General features: G+C 52.2%; 24 protein-coding genes. 22 read left to right on the top strand and 2 right to left on the bottom strand.

The features are described 5' to 3' along the window. Positions 1 to 271 precede the first annotated feature (271 nt). Entirely contained in the window at positions 272 to 1,147 is an 876-nt protein-coding gene (locus I2D94_RS12305) for a creatininase family protein (protein ID WP_195397078.1), read from the top strand. 199 nt (positions 1,148 to 1,346) lie between these two features. On the opposite strand, the gene I2D94_RS12310 is transcribed toward I2D94_RS12305, so the two are convergent. Next, the gene (locus I2D94_RS12310) at positions 1,347 to 1,985 is read right to left on the bottom strand and encodes a TetR/AcrR family transcriptional regulator (protein WP_072682957.1); all 639 of its coding nucleotides are present in this window, start codon (positions 1,983 to 1,985) and stop codon (positions 1,347 to 1,349) included. 294 nt (positions 1,986 to 2,279) lie between these two features. Between I2D94_RS12310 and I2D94_RS12315 the strand changes: the two genes are divergently transcribed. Continuing rightward, positions 2,280 to 3,149: a DegV family protein gene (locus I2D94_RS12315; RefSeq protein WP_195397079.1), complete on the top strand. Its 870-nt coding sequence runs from the start codon at positions 2,280 to 2,282 to the stop codon at positions 3,147 to 3,149. A 201-nt stretch (positions 3,150 to 3,350) separates the two neighbouring features. On the opposite strand, the gene I2D94_RS12320 is transcribed toward I2D94_RS12315, so the two are convergent. Beyond that, on the bottom strand, positions 3,351 to 4,019 hold the full coding sequence (locus I2D94_RS12320) for a DUF4272 domain-containing protein (protein ID WP_072682959.1): 669 nt from the start codon (positions 4,017 to 4,019) through the stop codon (positions 3,351 to 3,353). A 239-nt stretch (positions 4,020 to 4,258) separates the two neighbouring features. Between I2D94_RS12320 and uvrA the strand changes: the two genes are divergently transcribed. The 20 genes from uvrA to I2D94_RS12420 all read left to right on the top strand — a co-directional run bounded on the left by uvrA (position 4,259) and on the right by I2D94_RS12420 (position 25,223). Continuing rightward, positions 4,259 to 7,084, top strand: a complete 2,826-nt coding sequence (uvrA, locus tag I2D94_RS12325) for an excinuclease ABC subunit UvrA (RefSeq protein WP_195397080.1) — start codon at positions 4,259 to 4,261, stop codon at positions 7,082 to 7,084. 4 nt (positions 7,085 to 7,088) lie between these two features. Continuing rightward, positions 7,089 to 8,060, top strand: coding sequence for an HPr(Ser) kinase/phosphatase (gene hprK / locus I2D94_RS12330; RefSeq protein WP_072682961.1), 972 nt, complete (start codon positions 7,089 to 7,091; stop codon positions 8,058 to 8,060). Positions 8,061 to 8,066: 6 nt separating this feature from the next. Then, complete coding sequence (gene lgt / locus I2D94_RS12335; protein WP_195397081.1) at positions 8,067 to 9,521, top strand: prolipoprotein diacylglyceryl transferase; 1,455 nt, start codon at positions 8,067 to 8,069, stop codon at positions 9,519 to 9,521. Next, positions 9,500 to 10,417: a thioredoxin-disulfide reductase gene (gene trxB, locus I2D94_RS12340; RefSeq protein ID WP_072682963.1), complete on the top strand. Its 918-nt coding sequence runs from the start codon at positions 9,500 to 9,502 to the stop codon at positions 10,415 to 10,417. Before lgt ends, trxB begins: the two co-directional genes overlap by 22 nt. 106 nt (positions 10,418 to 10,523) lie before the next feature. Next, the gene (locus I2D94_RS12345; protein WP_072683278.1) at positions 10,524 to 10,910 is read left to right on the top strand and encodes an OsmC family protein; all 387 of its coding nucleotides are present in this window, start codon (positions 10,524 to 10,526) and stop codon (positions 10,908 to 10,910) included. 99 nt (positions 10,911 to 11,009) lie between these two features. Then, positions 11,010 to 11,918 (top strand): 1-phosphofructokinase, encoded by a 909-nt coding sequence (pfkB, locus tag I2D94_RS12350; RefSeq protein ID WP_195397082.1) that lies wholly within the window; start codon positions 11,010 to 11,012, stop codon positions 11,916 to 11,918. A 181-nt stretch (positions 11,919 to 12,099) separates the two neighbouring features. After that, the gene (nagA, locus tag I2D94_RS12355; RefSeq protein WP_195397083.1) at positions 12,100 to 13,311 is read left to right on the top strand and encodes an N-acetylglucosamine-6-phosphate deacetylase; all 1,212 of its coding nucleotides are present in this window, start codon (positions 12,100 to 12,102) and stop codon (positions 13,309 to 13,311) included. A 340-nt stretch (positions 13,312 to 13,651) separates the two neighbouring features. Beyond that, entirely contained in the window at positions 13,652 to 14,128 is a 477-nt protein-coding gene (locus I2D94_RS12360; RefSeq protein ID WP_072682966.1) for a PTS sugar transporter subunit IIB, read from the top strand. Between the two features lie 18 nt (positions 14,129 to 14,146). After that, positions 14,147 to 14,947 carry a PTS sugar transporter subunit IIC gene (locus I2D94_RS12365; RefSeq protein ID WP_195397085.1) on the top strand — a complete coding sequence of 267 codons (801 nt, stop codon included), beginning with the start codon at positions 14,147 to 14,149 and terminating at the stop codon, positions 14,945 to 14,947. Next, positions 14,944 to 15,765: a PTS system mannose/fructose/sorbose family transporter subunit IID gene (locus I2D94_RS12370; RefSeq protein ID WP_195397086.1), complete on the top strand. Its 822-nt coding sequence runs from the start codon at positions 14,944 to 14,946 to the stop codon at positions 15,763 to 15,765. Before I2D94_RS12365 ends, I2D94_RS12370 begins: the two co-directional genes overlap by 4 nt. A 168-nt stretch (positions 15,766 to 15,933) precedes the next feature. Beyond that, the gene (locus I2D94_RS12375) at positions 15,934 to 17,919 is read left to right on the top strand and encodes an HTH domain-containing protein (protein ID WP_195397087.1); all 1,986 of its coding nucleotides are present in this window, start codon (positions 15,934 to 15,936) and stop codon (positions 17,917 to 17,919) included. 261 nt (positions 17,920 to 18,180) lie between these two features. Next, positions 18,181 to 19,044, top strand: a complete 864-nt coding sequence (rapZ, locus tag I2D94_RS12380; RefSeq protein WP_072682970.1) for an RNase adapter RapZ — start codon at positions 18,181 to 18,183, stop codon at positions 19,042 to 19,044. After that, complete coding sequence (gene yvcK, locus I2D94_RS12385) at positions 19,034 to 20,005, top strand: uridine diphosphate-N-acetylglucosamine-binding protein YvcK (RefSeq protein WP_072682971.1); 972 nt, start codon at positions 19,034 to 19,036, stop codon at positions 20,003 to 20,005. Before rapZ ends, yvcK begins: the two co-directional genes overlap by 11 nt. A gap of 2 nt (positions 20,006 to 20,007) precedes the next feature. Continuing rightward, on the top strand, positions 20,008 to 20,967 hold the full coding sequence (whiA, locus tag I2D94_RS12390) for a DNA-binding protein WhiA (RefSeq protein ID WP_195397088.1): 960 nt from the start codon (positions 20,008 to 20,010) through the stop codon (positions 20,965 to 20,967). A 54-nt stretch (positions 20,968 to 21,021) separates the two neighbouring features. Then, positions 21,022 to 21,549 carry a hypothetical protein gene (locus I2D94_RS12395; protein WP_072682973.1) on the top strand — a complete coding sequence of 176 codons (528 nt, stop codon included), beginning with the start codon at positions 21,022 to 21,024 and terminating at the stop codon, positions 21,547 to 21,549. Between the two features lie 97 nt (positions 21,550 to 21,646). Next, positions 21,647 to 21,949 (top strand): hypothetical protein, encoded by a 303-nt coding sequence (locus I2D94_RS12400; protein ID WP_195397089.1) that lies wholly within the window; start codon positions 21,647 to 21,649, stop codon positions 21,947 to 21,949. Next, positions 21,918 to 22,832: a DUF2156 domain-containing protein gene (locus tag I2D94_RS12405; protein WP_195397090.1), complete on the top strand. Its 915-nt coding sequence runs from the start codon at positions 21,918 to 21,920 to the stop codon at positions 22,830 to 22,832. Before I2D94_RS12400 ends, I2D94_RS12405 begins: the two co-directional genes overlap by 32 nt. Next, positions 22,829 to 23,743, top strand: coding sequence for a GNAT family N-acetyltransferase (locus I2D94_RS12410; protein WP_195397091.1), 915 nt, complete (start codon positions 22,829 to 22,831; stop codon positions 23,741 to 23,743). Before I2D94_RS12405 ends, I2D94_RS12410 begins: the two co-directional genes overlap by 4 nt. Positions 23,744 to 23,910: 167 nt before the next feature. Next, positions 23,911 to 24,138, top strand: coding sequence for a hypothetical protein (locus tag I2D94_RS12415; protein WP_072682977.1), 228 nt, complete (start codon positions 23,911 to 23,913; stop codon positions 24,136 to 24,138). A 221-nt stretch (positions 24,139 to 24,359) separates the two neighbouring features. Beyond that, a complete protein-coding gene (locus I2D94_RS12420) occupies positions 24,360 to 25,223 on the top strand; it encodes a MerR family transcriptional regulator (protein ID WP_195397092.1) in 864 nt (287 codons plus the stop codon). Positions 25,224 to 25,251: the final 28 nt, after the last annotated feature.

Raw genomic sequence — 25,251 nt, forward strand, 5'->3', positions numbered from 1 at the left:
GAGAATAGCTATGCCTGCCATAGTGAACGTAGCTCGTTGCCAGGTTCTCCGGTTCCCTTTCTCAGGGAGCCTTTTTTTGTTTCTCGCATCATTCAAACCCAAACAGATGATAAAGCACGTTGTATAAATTGAACGTGTGGAAAATGAATTCGCAGAGAAAAAGGCAGAATGCGGCTTCAATAAAGCGGAAAATTTCTTTCCTGATCGCAGCGACGTCAAGCTTGCGGCTCAATTTGTGAAGAAATATAATTGAAAGTAGGGAGGATGAACAATGAGAACAAGAATCTACAATAAATGCACTGACGCAGAAATTACGGAATATTTGAAAAACGGCGGGGATACGCTGTTTATGAGCGTCGGGGTGACTGAACTTCACGGTCAGCTTCCGGTGGACTGCGAATCCATTCTGGCAGAAGCCGCCGCCATCATGATGGCGGAGAAGGCTGATGGGCTGGCGGTGATTAATCTTCCATTTTTTCATGCCGGGGCAACCGCGATCGGACAAAGTACGGTGAATATCTCCATTAAAGCGGGATATGATTACCTGAAAACTCTGGTTTATGCCTTTTATAAACTGGGATTCAAGCGGATCTTTTTCCTGAGCATGCATGGACCGGCCTATCTGACGATCAATTCCGTCTGCATGGATTTTTTTCATGAAACACAGAATCCAATATGTCATCTGGAGCTTGGCCACGTCATGGAAATCGCAAGAGAAAACGGTTGGGAATGCGGCGAGGATCGCATGGAAACATTCACAGATTTGATGTATGGTGCGTATAAAGCGATGAATCAGCTGGAGTTCATTCCGGTTCTGCCTGACTTTGATCGGGAAGCCTTCCTGACTAAACGCCGGGAAGGAAATGCGAAACAATGGTTTAAGAAAGATTTGCATAAACTGAATTCCGGCACCGGCGGATTCGGCTCCTTCTATGCGGAATTAGAAGAACATGGCGGACTGGAGTATTCTGTTACAGAAGAAGAACGCGAACAGCGCGGAGAGAAAGGGTTAAAGCTGCTGCAGGACATGATCGAAAAATTTGATCCCCGGCATTTCAGCACGCTGCTTCAAGCTCTGGATCAGGCGGTGAATGAAGAGATTGTTCCCCGTTATCCGCACTTAAAGATGGATAAGCCGTATAAATAAGAAATACGGAATATTGAGATTCTCATAAAAAAACCTGTTGTTTTTGCCTTATTGAAGGACAGAATCAACAGGTTTTTTACAATGTGTTCAGATAAAGTGTTCCGAAACCGATCAATCTGCGATGTGAAATCCCCGGTTTCAAAAGAGGCAAGTCGGAAAAAAGTGAACGCCCCACTGGCTGGGAGTGATCTCTTGCACTTTACTGAAAACTCTGCGAATGTGAGTTTGCGGCATCGAGTAATTCCTGCTGCTTTTGACGAAACACGCCGTTGACACCGTCAAAGATAAGCAAACCGGTGATTTTGGAAATCTCTTCCAATGAAGGCTCTGATTCATTCGCATCGAACCACTGCTGATAAACGGCGATCAAACCGGATGCGATGAATTCCAGCACATATTGCGGCAAAACCGTATCGTTGGGGAAGTACTTATCAAATTGAATCAGAAGATGATCTTTGATGACGCCTTTAATTTTATTTAACAAGTGACTATGCCCTGAGGATTGAAGCAGACAATGGAAAAACTCCGCGTCCTGATTGATCATCGCCGTCAATTTCTCGAACAGAGGATACGGATTCAGCCGTTCTGCGGAAAAATCCGTACTGTCCAGAATCTGAATCAGCGATTGGATGATTTCGTTTTCAATATCGTTAAGAACATCGTAAATCGAATCATAATGAGTATAAAAGGTCTTGCGGTTAATCAACGCGGTATCCGCTATTTCTTTAACAGTAATCTGTTCGATTCGTTTAACGCCCATAAGTTGAATGGTTGCGCCGATAATTGCTTTTCGGGTTTTGATCACGCGCTTGTCTTTTGCATTTAAGTTTTTTTCCATATCCTCACCTGATTTGAGCCTAGTATAATCCCCATGTGTTGCTTATGTCAATAAAGAAGCAGGTTTGTTGAACAAAAGCCTTTCTATTTCATTTCAGAGCAGAAAAATTTCTTAATAAAACAACAAATGCTGTGAAATAAGTCACATAAACCACGCTGCACAAGAATCTGACCGTTGTTTCAGATAACGATAGGGCTTATACTTCTATCATCCAATAAGTACCAGGTGTTGCTTATTCTCCAAAATGATAAAAAAACACCATGACTTGTAGTTTATAACGAGGAGGAAGTTCCTATGAGCGAATTTATTCTGATGACTGACAGCACGGCGGATATGCCGGAGTCTTTCTATCGCGAGAATCAGATTCCTGTTTTATCCCTGACTTATACACTTGACGATCATACCTATACGCTGGCGGACAGCCTGCCGATGACGCAATTTTATGACAAGCTCCGGCAGGGCGCAATGCCAGTCACTTCCCAGGTGAATCCTGAAGCGGCCTTGATGGGCTTTCGCGAAGCGGCGCGGCAGGATAAAGACATTCTGTGCGTGTGCTTCTCATCGGCGCTCAGCGGCACGTACAACAGCTGCCGGATCGCGGCCCAGATGTTGAGTGAGGAAGGCTTCAGCCGCCGGATCGTCGTGATCGACTCGTTGTGCGCTTCAACGGGAATGGGATTACTTCTTTATCAGGCCAATCAGATGAAAGTCAGCGGCGCTTCGCTGGATGAAACGGCATCCTGGATTGAAGCGCATAAGCTGAACGTCTGCCATGTGTTTACCGTGGATGATCTGAATCATCTCTACCGCGGCGGACGGGTGTCGAAGACCGCCGCTATCGTTGGCTCAATGATCAGTATCAAACCGATCCTGCATGTCGACGACGCCGGCACGCTGCAGGTGATCGGAAAAGTCCACGGCCGCAATAAATCATTGAAGACGCTGGTAGATCTGATGGAAGAAAAAATGGGCAGCTGGAAAGACAAAAATGAGATTTTCATGATCTGCCAGGGCGATGTCCAGCCGGAAGCTGAACAGGTTGCGCAGATGGTGAAAGACCGCTTCGGTATTTCCCAGTCGCTGATCAGTTATACCGGACCGGTGATCGGCAGTCATACCGGCGCGGGCGTTATCGGCTTGTTTTTCATGGGTGATCACCGATAATCCTATTGAATAAACGGATAAAGAAGACACGTCTTCTCCTTTTTCGGGCAAGCAGCTGTCAAAGGAAGGGGTTCGTGTCTTTTTGATTTAAGAAAAATTCCCAAGATCAAACAAAGCTGAAAAGGATATCAAAAAAAACAGCTTTCCTGCGGTATTCTGCAGGTAAAGCCGTCTCCTTAAATAAAGACCGCCGGTTTCACTTCAGGTATTGCAGCTGACGTGATCCCAGTCGTTCTGTCCATCGACGTCGATCAGCCAGTTCAGTCCCCAATGCCGTTCATAGACGACTTCGCTGTTCAAGCCGGCCGGAGCCGGTTCGCCTTTGATCCGCGCGTCGACGCACGCCCAGTCATAGCGGAAGATTAAATCCGCTTCGTCGAGAATGTCGTCGATCGGCCGCAGCTGCACGTCCTTCATGAATTCGTCAAACGTCGCTTTGGTGCTGACGACTTCGATTGCTTTCTGACAATCGCAGATCTGATCCGGGAAGGCCAGCGAATCGACCAGACCCAGCGCCCAGATCAGCGGCCAGTAGGCTTCGTATTTCCAAACCATGTTGACCCAGTCCTGTTCCGTTGCCGTACCGTTAAAGATCGCTTTTTCTTTCTCCGTCAGAAACAGCCGAACGCCGAAGCGGTCTAACAGTCCGGTCATAAACAATCGCGAGTCCTCAACGTCCTGTTGATTCTGTAAATCGCAGGCCAGCTGGATCGTGATCAGGCAGCAGATCGCCCGGCGCGCGATTTCCTCGGCGCTGCGCAGGCGGACGTCGTCGGCGGTTTCAATGACTGGCAGATGTTCAATATAAGGCACGCCCTGCTCTTTCAGCAAAGCGATGGATTGTTGCTTTCTCTCTTCAGCGCTTTTCATGGCAGCCTCCTTTTTTTATCTCCTCTATTCTATCACGAACAGGTGATGAAAAGCTGACGTCTTTGTCAACGATTGTTGAAATTCATGAATTTAACTTGAATATCGTTCAAGAAAAGCTTGCGGCAGTCCCGCTCACCCTCTATAATAAGGAGGAAGTAGTCATTCCCAAGCATTTTTTTAAAGAATGATGTACAATAGAAGCACTCTTGGGAAAGCTATATGAAGCGAGGTGTAAGAACATGCAACATGATAAAATTGTGATTAAAGGCGCGCGTGAAAACAACCTTAAGAATATTGATCTGACGATCCCGCGGGATAAGCTGGTCATCATGACAGGTTTGTCCGGATCAGGGAAAACGTCGCTGGCGTTTGATACGATCTATGCGGAAGGACAGCGTCGGTATGTCGAGTCGTTAAGCGCCTATGCGCGGATGTTTTTGGGCGGTGTGGAGAAACCGGACGTCGATTTGATCGAAGGCTTGTCGCCGTCGATTTCGATTGATCAGAAGACCACGAGCAACAACCCGCGTTCGACTGTCGGCACGGTCACGGAAATCTACGATTACCTGCGGCTTTTGTATGCCCGCGTGGGCGTTCCGTATTGCCCGGTTCATAACGAACCGATCGTTTCCCAGACGATCACGCAGATGGTTGACCGGATTATGGAACAGCCGGAAAAGACGCGGCTGGAGATCCTGGCTCCGGTAGCGCATCGGGAAAAGGGAACGTTTAAGGACGTCTTTGAGAAACTGTTGAAAGACGGTTATCTGCGGGCCCGCGTCGACGGACAGATGATTCTGCTGGAAGACGTCAAACCGTTAGAGAAAAACAAAAAGCATTCGATCGACGTCGTTGTCGACCGAATTGTGAAAAACGACGGTATCCGCTCCCGGCTGCATGATTCACTGGAAACGGCAGTCAAGCTGGCCAATGGCATCGTCGTGGTGCTGGCGGGCGAAGATGAGCTGTTGTTCTCTCAGAATTATTCCTGTCCAAAGTGCGGCTTCTCGGTTCCGCGACTGGAACCGCGGTTATTTTCGTTTAACTCGCCGCTGGGGGCGTGCGACGAATGCAAGGGTCTGGGCATCACCCAGCGGGTGGACATTGATTATCTGATTCCGGACCGGTCGAAGTCGATCCGCAAGGGCGGCATCGTGTATTACAAAAACATCGTCGACACGGAGAATATTGAATGGCAGACATTCAATACCTTGTGCCGGCATTACCATATCGACCTGGATAAACCGATTCGGGATTTCACGCCGGAAGAACTGGAAATTGTTTTATACGGTTCCAAAGAACCGATTGCTTACAGCATCGCTTCCCGTTCGGGCAACCGCTTCAGCCGCAACGATTACATTGAAGGCGTCAAGACGTTGATCGAGCGGCGTTTTGTCGAAACAACCTCGACGATGTCGCGTGAATGGTACGCCTCGTTTATGGCGGAGTCGCCGTGTCCGAAGTGCGGCGGCAAGCGGCTGAACGAGATGGCGCTGAGCGTGCGCGTGGGCGGCAAGAACATCTATGAATGGACGACGATGTCGGTCATTCAGGCGCTGGACTTTATGAAAAACCTGCAGCTGGATCCGATGCGGGCGGAGATCGCAAGACTGGTCATCAAGGAAATTGTCAGCCGGCTGACGTTCTTAAAGGACGTGGGTCTGGAATATCTGACACTGGACCGGCTGGCGGGCACGTTGTCCGGCGGCGAGGCGCAGCGGATCCGGCTGGCGACGCAGATCGGCTCACAGCTGACCGGCGTACTGTACGTGCTGGACGAGCCGTCGATCGGGCTGCATCAGCGTGATAACGCGAGACTGATCAAGACGTTGAAGAATATGCGCGATCTGGGCAACTCGCTGATCGTCGTCGAGCATGACGAGGAAACGATGATGGAATCCGACTGGATCGTCGATATCGGGCCGGGTGCGGGCGTGCATGGGGGCGAAGTGATCGCCAGCGGAACACCGCAGGAAGTCATGCAATGTGAAAACTCGATTACCGGCCAATATCTCAGCGGCCGCAAAAAGATCGACGTTCCGGACAAACGCCGCAAGGGCAACGGTTTGTTTCTGGAAATCAAGGGCGCGCAGGAGAACAACCTGAAAAATGTGAACGTCAAGTTCCCGTTAGGCACCCTGACCGTCGTCACCGGCGTCAGCGGCAGCGGCAAATCCTCACTGGTCAATGAAATCCTGTGCAAAGCCGTGCAGCATTCGCTCGGCCGCACGCGCATCAAGCCGGGCAAGCACAAAGCGATCCTGGGCTTGGAAAACATCGACAAGGTGATTGAGATTTCGCAGGATCCGATCGGCCGCACCCCGCGTTCCAATCCGGTCACCTACACCGGGGTGTTCGATGATATCCGCGATCTGTTCACCCAGACGCCGGAAGCGAAGCTGCGCGGCTATGACAAGGGGCGTTTCTCCTTCAATGTCCGCGGCGGCCGCTGCGAAGCGTGTCAGGGCGATGGCGTGAAGCGGATTTCGATGCACTTTCTGCCGGACGTCTACGTACCATGTGAGGAATGCCATGGCAAGCGCTACAATGAGGAGACGCTGCAGGTCACCTATAAAGGGAAGAACATCTACGACGTGCTGGAGATGACGGTTGAGGAAGCGATTGAGTTCTTTTCCTCCATCCATCGCATTAAATCCAAGCTTCAGACGCTGCACGACGTCGGTCTCGATTACGTCAAGCTGGGTCAGCCGGCGACGACGTTGTCCGGCGGCGAAGCACAGCGCGTTAAGCTGGCGAGCGAGCTGCAGCGCAAGGCGACGGGCAAGACCGTCTTCATCCTGGATGAACCGACGACCGGCCTGCATACCCACGACGTTAAAAAATTACTTGCGGTCTTACAGCGAATCGTCGATAATGGAGATACGGTCATTGTCATCGAGCACAATCTCGATGTGATTAAATGTGCCGACTACATCATTGATATTGGCCCGGAAGGCGGCGACCAGGGCGGTACGATCATCGCCAAGGGCACGCCGGAACAGATCGTCAAGGTGGAAAAGAGCTATACCGGCCAATATCTGAAATCCATGCTTGAGAAAGGATGAGGCTATGGAATACGAAGGCAAGGTCATGATCAGCGAGCTGCAAAGTTATTTTAAATTTGAACAGCTCTCTGGCAATGAGGAATCATTAAACCGATGGGTGATCGTTCCGGATGTCAATCGTCCGGGCTTGGAGCTGGCGGGCTTCTATAAGCATACCGAGCCGCGCCGGATCGTCATCATCGGTGATAAAGAACAAGCGTATATCGACACGCTCTCCGTGGAAATCCAGCGAGAGCGTTTTGAGCAGCTGACCGACGGGTATACGCCGACGATCATTCTCACCCATCACCGCGAATGTCCGCCGGTGCTGCTGGAAGTCGCGGGGTACAAGAATTTCCCGATTTTCCGCACGGCGATGACGACCTCCCGGCTGATGGTCGATCTGATCAGCTTTCTGGACGAACGTCTGGCGCCGTCCGACAGTATTCATGGTGTCCTGATCAGCGTCTATGGCAAGGGCGTGCTGATCTGCGGCGAAAGTGGCATGGGCAAGAGTGAAACCGCGCTGGAACTGATCCGCAAGGGTCACATTCTCGTCGCGGACGACCGCGTCGACGTGGTCCGCGTCCACAACAGCATCATCGGTCATTCCCCGGAGCTGCTTCAGGGAATGCTGGAAATCCGCGGCATCGGTATCATCGACGTTGCCAAGATGTTCGGCGCGAGCGCGTTATTGCCTTCGGCAACGATCGACCTGGTCGTGTCGCTGGAGAAGTTTGATTCCAGCGCAGAGTATGCGCGGGTGGGAATTGAAACGGAACAGTTCATGCACATTCTGGAGGTCGACGTACCGAAGATCGTGCTGCCGGTTAAAGAAGGCCGGACGATCGCGGTCCTGATCGAATCGGCGGTCACGAATTTCCGCCTGAAAGAAATGGGCTTTGACAGCGCGAAAGCGTTTGAAAACCGGGTGTACGACTACATCGAGCGGCAAAACGCCGCCAATGCCGTACCGCCGGAAACAGAAAAGGAGTAATCGACAATGCAGTTTTTTCCTGATCCGCAGACTTTTATCGCTATCGGAAGTCTGTCAATTAAATGGTACGCAGTGATCATCCTCTGCGGAGCGGTCCTGGCGTATTCTTTCTGCGTCAAGGAAATCAAAAAGATGGGGTATAAAGCCGAAACCGCGGAGGATCTGTTCCTCGGCTGTCTGATCTGCGGGCTGGTCGGCGCGCGGCTGTGGTACTGCGCGTTCTACAATCTGGAATATTACCTGGCCAATCCGATCCATATTCTCTATACGTTTGAGGGCGGTCTGGCGATCCAGGGCGGATTGTTCGGCGGGGTGCTGTTCGGTCTGTGGTATGCGCACAAGCATAAGATCAATTTCATGCGGATGGCTGACGCGATCGTGCCGAATGTGCTGTTGGCGCAGGGGATCGGCCGCTGGGGCAACTTCATCAATCAGGAGGCGTTCGGCCGCACGGTCAGCGAATCCTTCTACCGGTTTTTCCCGGAGTGGTTTAAAAACCAGATGTATATCCAGGGAGCCTACCGTGAACCGACGTTCTTCTATGAAAGTGTCGGCGATATTCTGGGCTTCATTCTGATCGTGTTTGTCTATAAGAAATATTCCAAACCCAAGCGCGGCGATATGGTCTACGCCTATCTGCTTTGGTATGGGGCGGTGCGGATCGTCGTCGAGGGTCTGCGTACAGACAGTCTGATGTTCGGCCGGCTGCGGATGGCGCAGGTGATCTCGGTCGTCTTCATCATCGTCGGTCTGCTGGGGATGCTCGGCGTCTTCCGCAAGGTCATGAAAAATCCGAAGCCGGTGATTCTGTTCGATCTGGATGGAACGCTGCTGAACACGGAACCGGCGATCTTAAAGAGCTACCGCGAACTGTTTAAAAAGTACAGAACAGAAGAAGAATTCACCCGCGATAAACAGCTGGCAGTGCTGGGGCCTTCGCTGCAGACGATGTTTGCGCAATATTTCCCAGAGCAGGATACCGAGCAGCTGGTCAAAGAATACCGCGAGCACAACCGCGCCGCGCACGCCGATCTGGTTAAGCCGATGGACGGAGCGGTCGAGCTGCTGGAAAGTCTGAAAGCGCAGGGCTATAAGCTGGGCATTGTGTCCACGAAGGTTAAGGAAATGGTTCTGCTGGGGCTGACGTTGAATCACATGGATCATTATTTCGATGTGATCGTCGGTCATGATGATGTGCAAAACGGCAAGCCGGATCCGGAAGGCATTCTGACGGCCTGCCGGCTGGTCAACGAGGGTCACGACAGCGTGATCTACATCGGCGACAGTCCGATGGATATTCAGGCCGCCCGTAATGCCGGCGTCTTCTCGGTCGGTTATCTGTTTAATCTGGAACGCCGGGAACAGCTGGAAAAGGAGAAACCGAACCGGATCATCGACGATCTGCGGCAGGTGGAAGCACTGGTGAAGGAGGATCTTGCATGGACTTACAATATGATGTAATCATCATCGGCGCCGGTCCCGCCGGCATGACCGCGGCGGTGTATGCCAGCCGTGCAGGTCTGAAAACGGCGATGTTGGAAAAAGCGGCGCCTGGCGGCAAGATGATTAAAACCTTTGAAATTCAGAACTGGCCGGGAATCAAGGAGATTAACGGCGCGGAGCTGGCGTATCAGATGTTCGAGCATTCCACCCATTTTGGCGCGGAATATCTCTATGGCGACGTCGAAAAAATCATCGACGGTCCGATCAAGCAGGTGGTCTGCGCGGATGGTCAGATCTATGCCGCTCCGGCGGTGATCATCGCCACGGGAACGCGCGAGCGGCTGTTGGGCATTCCAAATGAGAAAGAACTGACGGGCAAGGGCGTATCCTATTGCGCGGTGTGCGACGGCAGCTTCTTCCGCGATCAGCCGGTGACGGTCATCGGCGGCGGCAATTCTGCGCTCGAGGAATCGTTATATCTGACGCAGTTTGCCAGCGAGGTTCACATCGTGATCCGCCGCGACGTCTTCCGCGCGGAGCCGATCATCCAGCAGGCGATCGAACAGAACCCGAAAATCGATATCATCCGCAGCCATGTTCCGGTCGAAATTCTGGAACAGGAGGGGAAAGTCGGCGGCATCGTATTGAAAAATGTTCATGACGGGCAGCTGATGAAGCTGGAAACCAAAGCGGTGTTCCCGTACATCGGCGCAGATCCGTGCACGGAATTTGCGCAGGATCTGGGGATTCTGGACGAGCGTGGTTATATCCGGGTCAACAACAATATGGAAACTGCCCGGGCCGGCATTTACGGCGTCGGCGATGTGACGGCCAAGACGCTGCGGCAGGTGGTCACCGCGGCCAACGACGGCGCGATCGCCGCGCAGCAGGCTTTCCATCAGATTAAGCAGTAAGCGCATCGACATAATCGTCAAAGCGTAGAGTAAGAAGGAACGCGCAGGGAAACCGGAAATGGAATCCTGCGGATTCATGAAGAAGCAAAAAGGAGGAACGAAAAAGATGACATCAAGAACAATTCGATTTGCCAACGGCTTCAACGGCGAGCTGCTGCTGGACGAGGGCAGCGTCAAGATCGGCCGCGGGGCGGGCGAGGCAGCGCCTTACGACATGCTTTACGGCGCGCTGGCGTCCTGTTTGTACGCGACGTTCTCAGGCATTCTGGAAAAGAAACGGATTGAAATTGAAGGCGCGGAAATCGTGGTCGCAGGCGAAAAGCGCACAGAGGTTCCGACAACCTTAAAAACGGTGCATCTGACCGTAACGATTCACGGAACGGATAAGGAAGACGCGGTCCGCAAATCCTTTGATCTGGCGACGAAATACTGCTCTGTCTACCAGACGATCAGCCACGTGGCGGAAATGAGCTACGAGCTGCATTTTGCCTAAGCGTTACGAATTGAACCTGAACCTTATCCGGTTCAGGTTTTTTTCAATCATCTGCGGTTTTTGATGAAGGGAAAACGGCACGAAGAAAAGAGGAAAATTATGATCTATACTGTCACCTTAAATCCGGCGCTGGATTATTACTGCACCATGGAAACGTTCAAGCTGGGGGCAACGAACCGCTGTGTCACCGAGAGTCTGATCGGCGGGGGCAAGGGTATCAACGTGTCGCTGATGTTGGCGCAGCTGGGCGTGCCGACCACGGCGCTGGGCTTCGCCGCCGGGTTTACCGGCGAGGAATTGATCCGCCAGCTGCGGGATCAGGCCGTCAATGCGGATTTTATCCGCTGTGCGAGGGGGCAGACGCGGATTAACGTCAAAATCAGTGCGGGAGTGGAAACAGAGATCAACGGCCGGGGACCCCAGGTCAGCGCATCGGAAAGAGAAGCGCTGTTAGACAGGATCCGCCGGATTCAGCCCGGGGATACGCTGGTGCTGTCCGGGAATGTGCCGCCCACGCTGCCCGGATCGATTTATCAACAAATTCTGGCACAGGCTGCGGATCCCGCCATTCGCGTCGTTGTGGACGCCGAAGGCGAACTCCTGCGGGATACCTTGCCCTTTCATCCGTTTCTGATCAAGCCCAATCTTGCGGAACTACGCCAGCTCGTTGCCAATCCTCAAGCGCCTATATCGGATCAGATTGAGGAGCTGCGGGATCAGGGCGCCGGGCATATTCTGGTGTCGATGGGGGCGGAAGGCTCAGTCCTCTTTGCGGCCGGGGGCGGCGTCTATCGCCAGCTGCCGCTGGCAGGCCCGACCGTCAGTACCGTCGGGGCCGGCGATTCTATGGTCGCAGGCTTTCTGGCAGCGCTTGAAAATCCTGCCTGCACGCTGGAAGACAGTCTGCGCTGGGCAGCCGCCTGCGGCACCGCCACGGCGTTCAGCCGCGGGATCGCCCGGCGGGAAAGGGTCGAAGCTTTGCGGGATCAGATTCAGATCGAATTCTGAAAAACCGTTTCTATCCTGATGAATTCCGTGCAGATGAGGAATAAGGCTCGTCCTGCGAACGATCCGGATGGGTTCTTCCCTGGTTTTGGTTTCCATTGAAACCCGAACTTTTTCTGATGGAAATTCAGGCGCTGCTTCTTTATAGTGAAATCAGAGCATTGCAGAAAGAAGGTACAAATGAATGAGAAAGCTACTATCCCGTCAGATCGTGACAGAACAGGGCATCGTTGAAGGCAGTTTGACATTTCAAGGAGATACGATTACCGCCATTCAGCCGGAATCGCTGAATGAAGCGGAAGGAAGTGAAGCCTGGGCGATTTTGCCGGGCATCATCGACATTCACACCCATGGGGGCGGCGGATATCTCACAAATTATCTGGCCAATTCCGGCTCGATTGATGAAATCCGCAAGCTGTCCCGGTTCTATGCTTCCCGCGGCGTCACTTCGTTTATGGCGACGGTATCGCTGTGGTCCGAGGAGAAAATGGGCGCGATCATGTCTGGCATCGCGGATCTGGTCCATCATGAAAAAATGCCGGGCGCACAGATTCTGGGCATCAATCTGGAGGCGCCGTGTTTCAGCTTGAAGAAATCCGGCGCCGGGTTTATGACGCCGCAATGGATGCCGAATCCGAGCCGTGAACTGGCTGAGCGTTTCATCGAAGCCGGGCGCGGTTTGCTGAAATATGTAACGCTGGCCCCGGAGCTGCCGGGGGCGCAGGCGGCGATTGAAACGTATCGGAAAGCGGGAATTCAGGTGGCGGCCGGTCATACCGACGCTTCTTCGAGCCAGATGAAGCAGGGAATTGAATGGGGCGTGCGCAGCGTGAGTCATGCCGGCAACGCGATGTCGATGATCCATCAGCGGGACATCGGGGTGTTGGGCCAGCTGATGCTTCATCCGGAAGTGATGGCCGAGCTGATTTGTGATTTTATCCATCTCAGCCCGGAATTTATCCAGCTGATGCTTCGAGTCAAGGGCAGCGATCACTTGTGCATGATCGCCGACGCCTCGGAGCTGGCTGGCCTGGAGGAGGGCGTCTATGATACTCAGCCCCGGCCGGTGCGGCTGAAGCCGGATGGCCGGGTGGTTGTGGAGGGCAGCGACGTCCTGTGCGGAAGCAGTCTGTTCGTCATCGACGGTCTGCGCAATCTGACCTCCGCTCTGCACTTACCGTTGACGGAAGCGGTGAAAATGTCTTCGCTCAACGCCGCCCGGCATTTCCAGCTGGATTCTCGGATTGGCAGTCTCAAGCCGGGGAAACAGGCGGACTTGATCGTCATTGACAAGGAATTTCACGTCCTGGAGACCATTGTGCAGGGACGGACGGTCTATCGCCAGAATGATAAGATCGAACGGAATCCGGCGATTACAGATCTCAAAATCGGCTGAATGCCAAAATGGCAATAAAGGTCCGGAACACTCGGGGTTGACCGAGGAGTTTCAGATCTTTTTTTTGATTTCCTGCCAGCGAAATTCCCTGCATAAACTCCGGGTTTATCCCGTTGTTTTTGTATTTGACAATCAGGCAGTCTTGAAAATGCAGGGAAAAGAAACCTTTTACGCAGGAAAAAAGCCTGGAGAAATTACCGGTTAAACACGAATTCTGTGCGATGGTATTTGCTTCCCAAGCTCTTTACAATGAAGTTATCAGAAGCGTACCGCAGGATCTCTTCACACGATCCCAAAAAGAAAGATGAATTTCTGGAAAGAGAAAGCGAGGTGAAAGTGAATGATTCAGTTATTGCGGATTGACGAACGTCTGATCCATGGGCAGGTCGCTACGGCCTGGACGCGCCAGCTGGGGATCACCGCCGTGGTGGTGGCCAACGATGAGGCGGCAGCCAACGAGCTGGTTACCATGACGCTGCGAATGGCAACACCGCCGGGGATAAAGGTCGCGGTAAAAACCGTCCGGGAAGCGGTCAGCCTGTTCCACGACAAGCGCACGGCAGGGTTAAAGATTCTGATCGTTGTGGACAAGCCGTGCGATGCGCTGAAGCTGGTTCGGCAGGTGCCCGGGATTCCCTGTGTCAATATCGGCAACTTCGGCCGCGTTGGCGACCGCCGGGGACGCCGGGCGCTGACTGACAATTTCTCAGCCAGTGAAGAAGAGCTGGAACAGCTGCGGGAAATCGCCCGATCCGTCCGCTGCGAGGTGCAGGTGCTGCCGTCGCTGCCCAAAAAAGACCTGAAACAATTTCTTTAAGAAAGAGGAGGAAAATCCATGTTACAAAGTGCCTTGATTCTGGCGTTTGTGTACTACATCGTCTACCTGCTGGACTGCAGCATGGCCTGGGACGCTACCTGGCGTCCGCTGTTCGTCGCATTTCTGACCGGACTTGCGTTAGGGGATATGAAAACCGGTCTGATCATGGGCGCTTCCCTGGAAGCGATCTACATGGGCATCTCCGCGATCGGCGGCGTAATTCCTTCCGATCCCTGTTCAGCTTCGATTCTGTCGGTGGCCTTCGTCGTGCTGACCGGCGCAGATCTCAATCTGGCGCTGGCGCTGGCGGTGCCGATCGGCACGGTCATGCAGTATGTCAGCACGCTGATCTCCCCGATTGATATTTCGTTAGTCGGCTTGTTTGAAAAATTTGCCCGCGAAGGCAAGGATAAATCTTATACACTGCTGCATTATGCAAGCCTGTTTATCATCCGTCCGCTGCCGAAAACTCTGGTGGTTTTCCTGGCCGCTGCGCTGGGCGTGGAAAATCTGCAGGCGGTTACCAACCTGCTTCCAGCCTTCGTCATGAACGGGCTGAGCGTCTCCGGCGGCATGTTAGTGGCCGTCGGCTTCGCGATCCTGACCTCGATGATCTGGTCGAAAGAGCTGGGGATTTACTTCTTCATCGGCTTCGCCTGCGTCAAGTTCCTCCATCTGCCGATCATCGGCGTCAGTATCTTTGCCCTCGCCGCAGCGATTCTGAACTACACCCGCCAAGGCCAGATTAAGAAAATGAAGGATGAAATCATCGCGCAGCTGCCTGAAAATCAGGAAGGGAAGGAGGACCTGTTCCAATGAAAAAGACGTATACACCGGAAGAAAAGAAAAACCTGAGACACCTGTTCTGGCGTTCCGGTCATTTCTGGGCGACCTTCAACATGGTGAAGATGATGGGCCAGACCTATGCGTTCTGCCTGTTCCCGATTCTTAACGAAGTCTACGCCGGAAAGGAAGACCTGCGCCGGGAAGCGATGCTGCGCAATACCGAGTTCTTTAACTGCAATGCCAGTATGTCCGGTCTGTGTCTGGGCGTCAGCTACGCGCTGGAAAAAGAGCGGGCGGCCAATCCGGATTCCGTCTCGCCGCAGATGATTACCAACATCAAGACGTCCCTGATGGGACCGCTGGCAGCGATCGGCGATTCCCTGTTCTTCAACTGCATCCGCGTCATTTCCGGCGGCATCGGCATCGCGCTGGCCTCGCAAGGCAATCCATTAGGCGTCGTGTTGTTCGTGGCGATTTACGGCGGTCTGTTTCTGGCGCTGAAATGGACGCTGATCAAGCTCGGCTATGGCTTGGGTACCAACGTTATCACCGAAGCCTTCCATTCCGGCATCATCGGCATGATCACCCAGTCGGCGTGCATCATGGGCTTAATGATGGTCGGCGCGCTGGTGGCGCAGATGGTTTCCGTGCAGATTCCGCTGGTTGTCCCGATGGGCGGCGGCGCGGAGATGGTCGTCCAGACAATCTTCGACGAGATCATGCCGGGCTTGCTGGAACTGGGATTGTTGTTCGGCATCGTTGCCCTGCTTAAACGCAAATGGAAGCCGATCACCGTGATCGCGCTGATTCTGGTCATGGCGATCACCGGCTCATTCTTCGGCATTTTCTGATCGGCTCGCAAAAAAGGAAGTCCCCTTCCTTTTTTGTGTTGATTCAAGCTGAGAAGACAGGAATTCCCAAGAAAAGGAAAAATTTGGCATAGGATTGCTGACCTGAAAGAAAGCGGCGCAATGCTATAATGAGGAGGAAACAGGCATGAAAAGCAAAGGATGTTGGGCATGAACGCAAATTACCGGCAGCTGTCCCTGCTCTACGAATTTCTTAATCATACGGGACAATATCTGACTTATTCGATGCTGTGCGAACAGATGAACGTCTCCGAGAAAACAATCCATAACGATATTCAGGTGATCAACGATACCATCCGCAAGAATAACCTTCAGATCTGTCTGCGCAAGAACCGGGGATTTCTTCTGCAGGCGCAGGATCCGCGGGTGATCCGGGAGCTGAAAAACCAGTTCCGCTACCGGTTCTACAATGTCTACGATCTTCAGGAGAACTTCAAGCTGCGCATCAACACCATTTTGAAACAGCTGCTGATCAGCGAGGAGTATATCAAGCTGGAGACGATCGCCGATCGGATGTGGCTGAATCCGCAGTCGATTTCCCGGGAGATGAAGGAAGTCCGGAAAATGCTGGGCGATTACAATCTGGAACTGATCAGCCGCCCTTACCGGGGGATGAAGATCGAAGGCAACGAAATCAACTACCGGTTCTGCTACATGGATTCAATTTGTTACTACAACCACAAGGTAAAGATGATGGACGTGTTTCTGGACGTCGATCACAAGGATCAGATGGAAGGCGAGGAACGCGAGGCGATCGCGAAAATGGTTTCCGATTTGATCTGCACGCGGGAAATGGGGATCAGCGACCTGGAAACCCGGAAATGGATCGTCATGATCATGTTGTCGGAAAAACGCCGGAAGGCCGGCCATTTTGTGAGCTTTTCTGAGGAACAGGCGCAGCTGCTCGATCAATTCCGGCCGCTGTTTCCGTTGGATGATCTGGGTTCGCAGCTGGCAGCGTATTATGGAGAACCACTGCCGCCGCAGGAACAGCGCTTTCAGCTGTTGTTTCTCTTATGCAATCTGGACCTGTCCGATACGGCGATCGAAGAAACCCGATTCGGGCCTTTTTATGATTTGGCAGTCGTCCTGTTTGATAAAATCCGCAGAAAATTCGCCTCTTTAGACATTTTAAACCTCACGGCGATGGAGGCGATGAAGACGGAATTTCTGCGTTTTCTGATCCCGATCGTCGTGCGGATGTCGTTTAAAATCCCGGAAAACAACACGACCTCCGAGCTGGTGCGGATTGCCAAGCAGACGCCGGTTTCCTGTCAGATCGCGATCATCATTCACGATATCATTCAGAACTGGTTCGACTGCGATAGCGGCGAGGTCTCGCAATGTCTGATTTCACTGTTTATCTATCGTCAGATCAAGAAGATCGAGAATAAGCGGATGCAGCTGCGGCTGGCTCTGTATCCGGTCGCGAATGTGTTTGTCGGGGAGGCGCTAAAGGAAGCGCTGCTGGAACGGCTGCATTATTATGTCAAATCCGTGGATATTCTAAGAGAGCGGGAACTGGCGGACATTTCTTCGGAAACCGTGGACTTCTTAATCTGCTTTGACGAAAGCGTGCCGGTTTCCGTGTCCTCTTCCATCCCGGTTTTAAAAATTGACTACTATCTCAACAACGATGACTACCAGTCGCTGTATCAGAATATGATTCAGCCGTCGCTGAAATATGAAACGCCGTTCTCGCCGCTGAGCCGGGAGGACGTTTATCTGGACGCCCGTTTTTCCAGTATGGAGGAACTGAAGCAGACGCTGATCAGTTTTTATCTGGAAGAGCTTGACCAGCAGTGGCTGGCTTATTTATTGTATCGGAAATTTCTGCATCTGGACTGGCTGGTATGGGATGAGACGCTGAATATCATTCTGTTTACCTCGGAAAAAAGACGGATGATGACCAAGCTGTTCGATCTTGCGAAACCCTTGCCGGTCAAAAACAAGAAGATCAAACGCATCTATTTTTTCGTGATTCAGACCGGCGGCGACCCGATCCGGTTAAATACGGCGGAAACATTGATCCGGCGGATGACGGAGGGACAGCCCCGGATTCTGAGGGATGAGGCGGGAAGTCTGTTAGATCCGTATGCCTATTATATTCATCACCGCAAGGTTAAAATCAGCTGATCGGGAAGTCGGCCGGGCGTTTCGGAATAAGAAAGCGATAAGGTTACAAGGTTTGATAAGCCGCCGCCATCTTATTGACAAGGAGCCGCCGGATTTTGACTTCTCTTTTTTTGTGAAACAGATGCGCTCCTCAGGAATCTTTTCCGGACTAAACGCTGAAGCTGAAGAAGAAAGTTCTCCGAATAAAAATCGGCATGTTCCCGATTGAGAACCGCCAGGGGCTGTGGTAAAATACAGCTAACAAAACAAGAGGTGATCGAGATGAAGAAAAAGCGTGTAATCCTGGTCAGCGGAATGTCCGGCGCAGGCAAGACGAGCGCGACCAGCGTTTTGGAAGATATGGGTTATCACTGCATCGACCAGTTTCCCGTTCAGCTGTTAAGCCTGTTGGTGGATCTAATTGAAAGCAGTACCGATCCGCGCTATTCCTATCTGGCGCTGGCAACGTCGGCCAAGGATTTCCCGGAGTTCCTGAATGCTTTTGAGGGTGAGGATATGGATGTGCGCGTACTGTTTCTGGACGCATCCAATGATGTGCTGCTGCACCGCTACAAATCCACGCGGCGCACGCATCCGCTGCTGATCTCCAACGTCTGCAATACGCTGGAGGAAGCGATCAGCGTCGAGCGGCAGATGTTTCAGAATTACAAAGACACCGCGTTTCTTTCCGTCGACACGACGTTTTTAAAAGCGTCGGAACTGAAGCAGAAAATCGAGAAGTATTTCTCACTGAGCAGCGCGCCGGTCTTTTCGATCAGCTTCATCTCGTTTGGCTATAAGCACGGCGTCCCGCTGGATGCCGATCTGATGATCGACGTGCGCTTTCTCCCCAATCCCTATTGGGAAGTCGAACTGCGTCCCTACTCCGGCGACGATCCGCAGGTCTACCATTACGTCATGGACAAACCGGAAACCCGGGAATTTATCAAGCGGCTGCTGGAATTTCTCGATTACGCGTTTACCGAATATGTCAAGGAAGGCAAGAATCACTTCACCGTAGCGATTGGCTGTACCGGCGGCCAGCACCGCTCCGTCGCGATCACGAATTTCCTGTATGATCACTATAAGATCCAGTATAACTGCTATAAAGAACATCGCGATAAGCGGGGGCTGGATGAACAATAACCCGTTGAAGGTCGTCGTTATCGGCGGCGGGCATGGCCAGTCGGTCATCCTGCGCGGCATTAAATTCATTCAGGATATTCAAATCTCGGCGATCGTCACCGTGGCGGATGACGGCGGCAGCACCGGACGGCTGCGGCGTCAGTTTCATATCCCCGCGATGGGCGATATCCGCGCGGTGCTGATCGCGCTGGCGGAGTCGGAAACCTTGCTTAAAAATCTGATGGAGTATCGCTTTGAAGGCGATCCGGATCCTGATCAGGAAGATCAGGGCGTCATGGGCCACAACCTCGGCAATCTGATTCTGACCGCCCTGACGCAGAGCTGCGGCAGCTTTCTGGAAAGCATCGGAATTCTTTCCAAGATCCTCAATGTGCGCGGCGATATCATTCCCGCTACTACTCAGGTGATCACGCTGTTCGCCCGGATGGCCGACGGCACGATCGTGCGCGGGGAGTCCAACATTCCCAATATCAATAACCGGATCGACACGGTGTTTTATCAGGAAACCGTCAAGGCCTCCGAGAAGGCAGTTCGGGCGATCCGCGAAGCGGATGTGATCATTTACGGCATCGGCAGCATCTTCACCAGTATCCTGCCGAATCTGATCATTCCGGAGATCGCCGAAGCGATCCGCCAGTCGGACGCTTACGGCGTGTATTTGTGCAACGCGATGAGCCAGCCGGGTGAAACCGACGATTTTACAATGGAGGATCATGTCGACGCACTGGTCCGTCACGGTGCGAAGATCGACGAGGTGCTGGTCGCTCAGGATCCGATCCCGGATGCGGTCCTGAACCGCTATGCGTTAGAAGGCGGAAAGCCTGTCAGCATCCTGCAGCAAGAGCATCCCTATCAGGTTACCCCGGCGCCGCTGCTGGATTTCAGCGACGATTTGGTCCGCCACGACGCCGATAAGATCCGCCGCTGCATGCAGCAGCTGTTAGCGAAAATAAAGGAGTAAGTATGTCGTTTACCACTGAAGTCAAATCCGAAATCGCTCAGAATGAGCTGAAACCCTGCTGCCAGAAGGCGGAGCTTTCCGCTTTGGTGCAGCTGTGTTCGTCGTTAACGATCAACGCTCAGGGCATGTCGTTGATGATCAAGACGGAAAACGCGGCGACGGCAAAACGAATCCTTAAGCTGCTGAAGGAAAATTACGCCGTGGAAACCGATCTGTCGGTCATCAAGAAGATGAATCTGAAAAAAAACAACATCTACCGGCTGCAGGTGCTGAACAAGACGACCGAGATTCTCAACGATCTGGGCCTGTTCACCGATCACGGGCTGCAGAACCATCCGACCCGCAAGCTCGTTCAGAAAGAATGCTGCGCACGGGCCTATCTGGCCGGGGCGTTCATGGCGATGGGTTCAGTCAATTCCCCGCAGAAGACCAATTATCATCTCGAAATTGTAACCAACGACGAAGCTCACGCGCTGTTCATTCAGAAGCTGATGCATAAATTTGATCTGCCGGCCAAGGTGATCGCCCGCCGCACGTCCTTCGTCGTGTATTTGAAAGCGGCCGATAAGATCGCTGATTTCCTGCGCTGCGCCGGTGCGTATGAAGCGCTGATGAAGTTTGAGGATATCCGCATCCACCGCGATTTCCGCAACAACCTGACGCGGCTGGACAACTGCGAGGTCGCCAACGAAATGAAAAGTCAGGCGGCGGCCAAGAAGCAGCTGGAGGATATCGCCCGGATCGAGAAAGCCGGCCGGCTGCGGTTTCTCGATGAAAAGCTGAAAGCTGTGGCCCAGCTGCGCGTGCAGTTCCCGGAGGCCAGTCTGAACGAACTGAGCGCGGAATATGAAAAACAGACGGGGGTTGCCATGTCCAAATCCGGCATGAAGCACCGCTTCGGCAAGCTCCACGAGATCGCGGAGCAGCTTCCCCCAATTTCGGAAATCCAGAATGAATCCTGAAGAATCCGCATAAAAAAAGCCAGGATGTTCCATACTTCTAAGGAGGTGAGGACATTGGCTTTTTTTCTTTTATTGATCCAGCTGGCCGGTTTATCCTGGAATTTAACGTACACCGCGGAAGAATGGAACTGCGATCAGGGGCAGATTACCGTCGTGCTCCACGAACAATCGCTGCCGATTTCCCTGTTTGATGTCGAGCTGACAGACGCCGGGAAAACCCGGGCTTGCGAAATTGTGAGTCAGGCGGAAACACTGACGTTGGAAATCGACGATCATGTCGCCCAGACCTCGCCGCTGCCGGTATGGCTGTTTGCGGATGGGGAGCTGGTGCAGCGCTTGTTGATTGAGGAAGGGCTGGCTTCGGTTTCGATCTCCAACCCGGAATACACCTATGCCGCCCAGCTGCAGGCCGCCCAATCTCAGCCGGTAATCGCCCACGGCTCTGTCAATTCAGTCACGGAGTACAGCCGCCGGCGGGGCGAGGTGGGACTGGCGGTGCTGTGCTTTATGACGTCCGGCTTTCTTGTCCTGTGGATTCTTGGCGTCCGTCATGCCCGCCGCCGTCATCCGCAGAGAAGCTGAAGAAATTCTTAAATTTGAGGTTCGGGTTGCAAAACTTTTCTCTTTTGCGGTCAATTAGGATATAATGAAACCGGTGATAAACATGAGATTTCTAACGATGATTTTTACAATCCTGCTGATCATCGCCTTTCTCAGCATGGCCTGGCCGTTTATTCTGGCGATGCTGGCAGTCATGGCGGTCTTGGGGATCTTTGGCATGTTCAAGATCAGAAAGATGACCAAGACGATGAACGACCAGTGGTCGTCGAAGGATCAGAATCAGGATTCAGTTTGGATTGACGAACAAACTCAGGACAGCCCGTTTGAACAGCGGGTAGCTCAGCCTGAGGTTTTTGAAGCGGAATATACTGAAAGAAGGACGGATGAGGATGGAAGCCAGTCAGATACAAAGGGACTTTGATCCCGTTACCGTAGACGATTATCCGCTGATCCAGCGTTATTTATCGTTGGCGCAGTATGAAGAAAGCAACCACAACTTGGTCAACATGATCCTGTGGATCAATTCCTATCCGCTGTTTAAGTGTCAGAATGAAAACTGGCTGCTTCTTTTGGGCGTGCACGAAGGCACGTTGTTTATTTACATGCCCTTATGCCGGCCGGAATATTTCAAGGAAGCAATTCTGGCAGCCAGAGGCATCTTTGAGCATTATCGGCTGCCATTTGTGCTGAGCTGCTTCACAAAGGAAGCGGCGCAGTGGTTTGCGGATACGTTTCCCAACACCTGTCTGGAGGAAAACCGCGACAGCGCGGATTATGTTTACCTGTGCGAGAAGCTGAAAACCTTCGCAGGCAAGAAGCTGCAGAAGAAGCGCAATCATCTCAACGCATTCTATAAGGAGTATGCGGGACGCTGGGAATATGAGTCGTTCAACGCGGATAATGTGAAGGAATGTGAAGCGTTTCTGCGGCAGTGGCATGCCGAGGATCCGGATGAATTTCTGCAGACGGAACGGCGCGGCGTTTTCCGGATTCTGGAATTATTCGGGCAGATTCCTTACCGCGGCGGTCTGATCCGCATCGACGGGGAAGTGAAGGCGTTTGCGGTCGGCTCCTGGCTGAGCGCGCGGATGTGTCAGGAAAACATTGAAAAAGCTGACGACGAGATTCGGGGATTATATCAGGCGATCATGAAGGAATGGCTGACGCATGAGTTTGATGAAGCCGAGTACGTCAACCGTGAAGACGACATGGGCCATGAGAATATCCGTCAGGCTAAACTGGCGTACCATCCGGAGTTTTTGATCGAGAAGTACCGGATTTGCGGAAAGGAGAATCAGCTATGATCAGCAAGGCGCTGCCGCAGGAAAAAAAGATTGTGTACGGCATCTGGAAGCAGGTGTTTGCCGGCGATGACGGTGGTTATACGGATTATTTCTTCCGCACGCTGTATAAGCCGGAGAATACGCTGGTGCTGAAAGATTCGGGGAATATCGTATCGACGCTGATGCGGATTCCGCATTCGATCATGTTAGCCGGGCATGTTCTGGAAACGTCGATGATTTTAGGCGTGGCGACGATTCCGTCTTACCGCAAGCGGGGCTGCATGCACGAGCTGATGAACGACGTGCTGGACGAGGTGGAGCACAGGGAGCTGGTGACCTTGATTCAGGCTTACAATCCGTCGATGTATACGCAGTTTGGCTTTGAAATGGTGTATTACCGCCGGCGGTATTCCATCCATCGCTCCCAGATTCCCCTTTGCAGCAACGAGGGCCTGACCTACAAGGTGCAGTCGCAGGATCTGCTCGATGTGTATACGGCGTATGTGCGGCGCTTCGATGGTTTCTATCTGCGGACGAAAGAGGACTTCGATCATCTGCAGGAGGAGTGCAATGCCGAGGGCGGCAAGCTGATCGCCTACTATGATCAGAACAAACAGATTCAGGGCTACGCGTCATTATATCAGACCGCGCAGGGCATCGAGGTGCGCGAGTGTATTTATCTCAACAGCGTCGCGTTGTTCAAATTGTTGAATCTGGCGCTGCAGCTGAAACCGGAGATTATCCTGCATACCACGCAGGATGAGCATCTGGAAAAGATTATTCAGGGCCTCACATGGCAGGACTATGGCTTCACGATGGCGCGGATTAACGATTACGATCTGTTCAACCGGCTGTACGGGAGCGCGGTGACTTCGCCGAAGGAAGCGTTTGCGCTGAGCGGCAAGCCGTTGTTTATGCACGAATACGCGTAAAAGAGAATGAAGTACCAAGCTTTAATGATAAGGGTTATCTCGCGGTTCTGTCAGGACAGGAAGCAGTCTGCTGAAAAGAGTTATGCCGCGCATGCTGGTGATCCAGCGCTTGAAAAGTCTTGTGGACAGAGATCGTAATCAGAAAGAAGCGAAGGAGGATCCTGCCGATGATTATGGTATTGATCATTGCGTTTTGTTTCTGGTATGGCGGATATGCTTTTAAAAATCCTGAGAAAGTCTGGGAGTACCAGCATTTCCTCACGGTTAAAGATGGAACACCGACTCTATTTTCCATCTATTTTATCAAAGCTTGCGGTATTTTATTGATCATGACTGCCATCGTCATGGTATTCCCTTTTATTGAGGTGATATTGGATAAAACAATATTCAAATGATATTTTTAAGAGTCATTATAAAAATCAGGAACAATGTAAAAACAAAGGCATTGGGTTAAGTCATCGAAACAACTTAACGTAATGCCTTTATTTTACAGTTTACAAACTTTTCAGGGATTCTTCTATATTCCAATCTTGGACTTCGCCAACCTGCGAAGTGAAACCAGAAACGCCCGGAGTACAACGGCGGGTGATTCTATGTTAAGATAGAAATGATCATCATGAAATCAACAAAGAAGGCAGGTGAACGGCGGTGCTTTCGGGGAAGCATCCGCAGAAATATGGTCACAAGCAAGAAGTTTTGCGCTATTTCAGGGATTACCCTGGAGACGCTGCGGCATTATATCGACCTTGAGCTTTTAAAACCAGCGAAAGTGCTGGCGAACGGCTATCGGGAATTTTCCATTGATAATGCGGTCGAGGTCTTCTATCTAAGACATGAACGGGGACTGGGAGCGAGTCTGAATCAATTCCATCCCGAAAACGAGGCCGAAAATCTGGCGGATCAGGATGGGCGCTATCAGGAAAATCTGCTTCAGCTGCAAAAACAAAAAGCATTGCTGGAACGGCAGATTGAGCGTAATATCTATTATCGGAATTTAATTCAGCGCGCGATCCATCAGAAGGGGCAGCCCTTGTATTTGAATGTGCAGCAGCTGTTCAGCCTGAGCTTCCTGGAGTTTTCTCCCGCCAATCTGGATCGCCAGAACGTCTTGAAAATGATTGAAAAATGGATGCAGTTTCCTGAACTGCTGCATCTGGCTTTCCGGATCGATCCAAAGCAGCTGACATCTGATTCTGATATCTTGGAACCGCGTGTCGGATTAGGGATCCGAACCGATTTTGCCAGACAAAACGAACTTCCGTATGCGGAAGCCGAGACCAGCTGCGGCAGCGGAAAAATGGTAATGATTGTTTCGCGCAGTGAAAGCTTAACACAAATCCCGAAAACGGCGCTGGCCTCTTTGCTGGAATGCACCGATCAACCCATCCGCAAGGAGCTGGTCGGTCGGCTGATCACACGGGTTCAGGAAGACGGCAAACTCTGGTATTATTTCAGCTGCAGTCTGGACTTGGGATCTTGACCCCGTGGTAACCACGGGGTTTATAGTA

Origin of the sequence: Holdemania sp. 1001302B_160321_E10, from assembly GCF_015552275.1 — a bacterium.
In the GTDB taxonomy this organism is placed as follows: Bacteria; Bacillota_I; Bacilli_A; order Erysipelotrichales; family Erysipelotrichaceae; genus Holdemania.

What these genes read in the sequence shown, in the direction of transcription:
- nagA (WP_195397083.1), top strand. Translation starts at nt 12,100, where the DNA reads ATGAGAAAGCTACTATCCCGTCAGATCGTGACAGAACAGGGCATCGTT.
- whiA (WP_195397088.1), top strand. Translation starts at nt 20,008, where the DNA reads ATGTCGTTTACCACTGAAGTCAAATCCGAAATCGCTCAGAATGAGCTG.
- I2D94_RS12400 (WP_195397089.1), top strand. Translation starts at nt 21,647, where the DNA reads ATGATTTTTACAATCCTGCTGATCATCGCCTTTCTCAGCATGGCCTGG.
- I2D94_RS12310 (WP_072682957.1), bottom strand. Translation starts at nt 1,985, where the DNA reads ATGGAAAAAAACTTAAATGCAAAAGACAAGCGCGTGATCAAAACCCGA.
- I2D94_RS12320 (WP_072682959.1), bottom strand. Translation starts at nt 4,019, where the DNA reads ATGAAAAGCGCTGAAGAGAGAAAGCAACAATCCATCGCTTTGCTGAAA.
- I2D94_RS12365 (WP_195397085.1), top strand. Translation starts at nt 14,147, where the DNA reads ATGTTACAAAGTGCCTTGATTCTGGCGTTTGTGTACTACATCGTCTAC.
- lgt (WP_195397081.1), top strand. Translation starts at nt 8,067, where the DNA reads ATGCAGTTTTTTCCTGATCCGCAGACTTTTATCGCTATCGGAAGTCTG.
- rapZ (WP_072682970.1), top strand. Translation starts at nt 18,181, where the DNA reads ATGAAGAAAAAGCGTGTAATCCTGGTCAGCGGAATGTCCGGCGCAGGC.
- I2D94_RS12315 (WP_195397079.1), top strand. Translation starts at nt 2,280, where the DNA reads ATGAGCGAATTTATTCTGATGACTGACAGCACGGCGGATATGCCGGAG.
- hprK (WP_072682961.1), top strand. Translation starts at nt 7,089, where the DNA reads ATGGAATACGAAGGCAAGGTCATGATCAGCGAGCTGCAAAGTTATTTT.
- yvcK (WP_072682971.1), top strand. Translation starts at nt 19,034, where the DNA reads ATGAACAATAACCCGTTGAAGGTCGTCGTTATCGGCGGCGGGCATGGC.
- I2D94_RS12370 (WP_195397086.1), top strand. Translation starts at nt 14,944, where the DNA reads ATGAAAAAGACGTATACACCGGAAGAAAAGAAAAACCTGAGACACCTG.
- uvrA (WP_195397080.1), top strand. Translation starts at nt 4,259, where the DNA reads ATGCAACATGATAAAATTGTGATTAAAGGCGCGCGTGAAAACAACCTT.
- I2D94_RS12410 (WP_195397091.1), top strand. Translation starts at nt 22,829, where the DNA reads ATGATCAGCAAGGCGCTGCCGCAGGAAAAAAAGATTGTGTACGGCATC.
- pfkB (WP_195397082.1), top strand. Translation starts at nt 11,010, where the DNA reads ATGATCTATACTGTCACCTTAAATCCGGCGCTGGATTATTACTGCACC.
- I2D94_RS12360 (WP_072682966.1), top strand. Translation starts at nt 13,652, where the DNA reads ATGATTCAGTTATTGCGGATTGACGAACGTCTGATCCATGGGCAGGTC.
- I2D94_RS12375 (WP_195397087.1), top strand. Translation starts at nt 15,934, where the DNA reads ATGAACGCAAATTACCGGCAGCTGTCCCTGCTCTACGAATTTCTTAAT.
- I2D94_RS12415 (WP_072682977.1), top strand. Translation starts at nt 23,911, where the DNA reads ATGATTATGGTATTGATCATTGCGTTTTGTTTCTGGTATGGCGGATAT.
- I2D94_RS12345 (WP_072683278.1), top strand. Translation starts at nt 10,524, where the DNA reads ATGACATCAAGAACAATTCGATTTGCCAACGGCTTCAACGGCGAGCTG.
- trxB (WP_072682963.1), top strand. Translation starts at nt 9,500, where the DNA reads ATGGACTTACAATATGATGTAATCATCATCGGCGCCGGTCCCGCCGGC.
- I2D94_RS12405 (WP_195397090.1), top strand. Translation starts at nt 21,918, where the DNA reads ATGGAAGCCAGTCAGATACAAAGGGACTTTGATCCCGTTACCGTAGAC.
- I2D94_RS12305 (WP_195397078.1), top strand. Translation starts at nt 272, where the DNA reads ATGAGAACAAGAATCTACAATAAATGCACTGACGCAGAAATTACGGAA.
- I2D94_RS12420 (WP_195397092.1), top strand. Translation starts at nt 24,360, where the DNA reads ATGAAATCAACAAAGAAGGCAGGTGAACGGCGGTGCTTTCGGGGAAGC.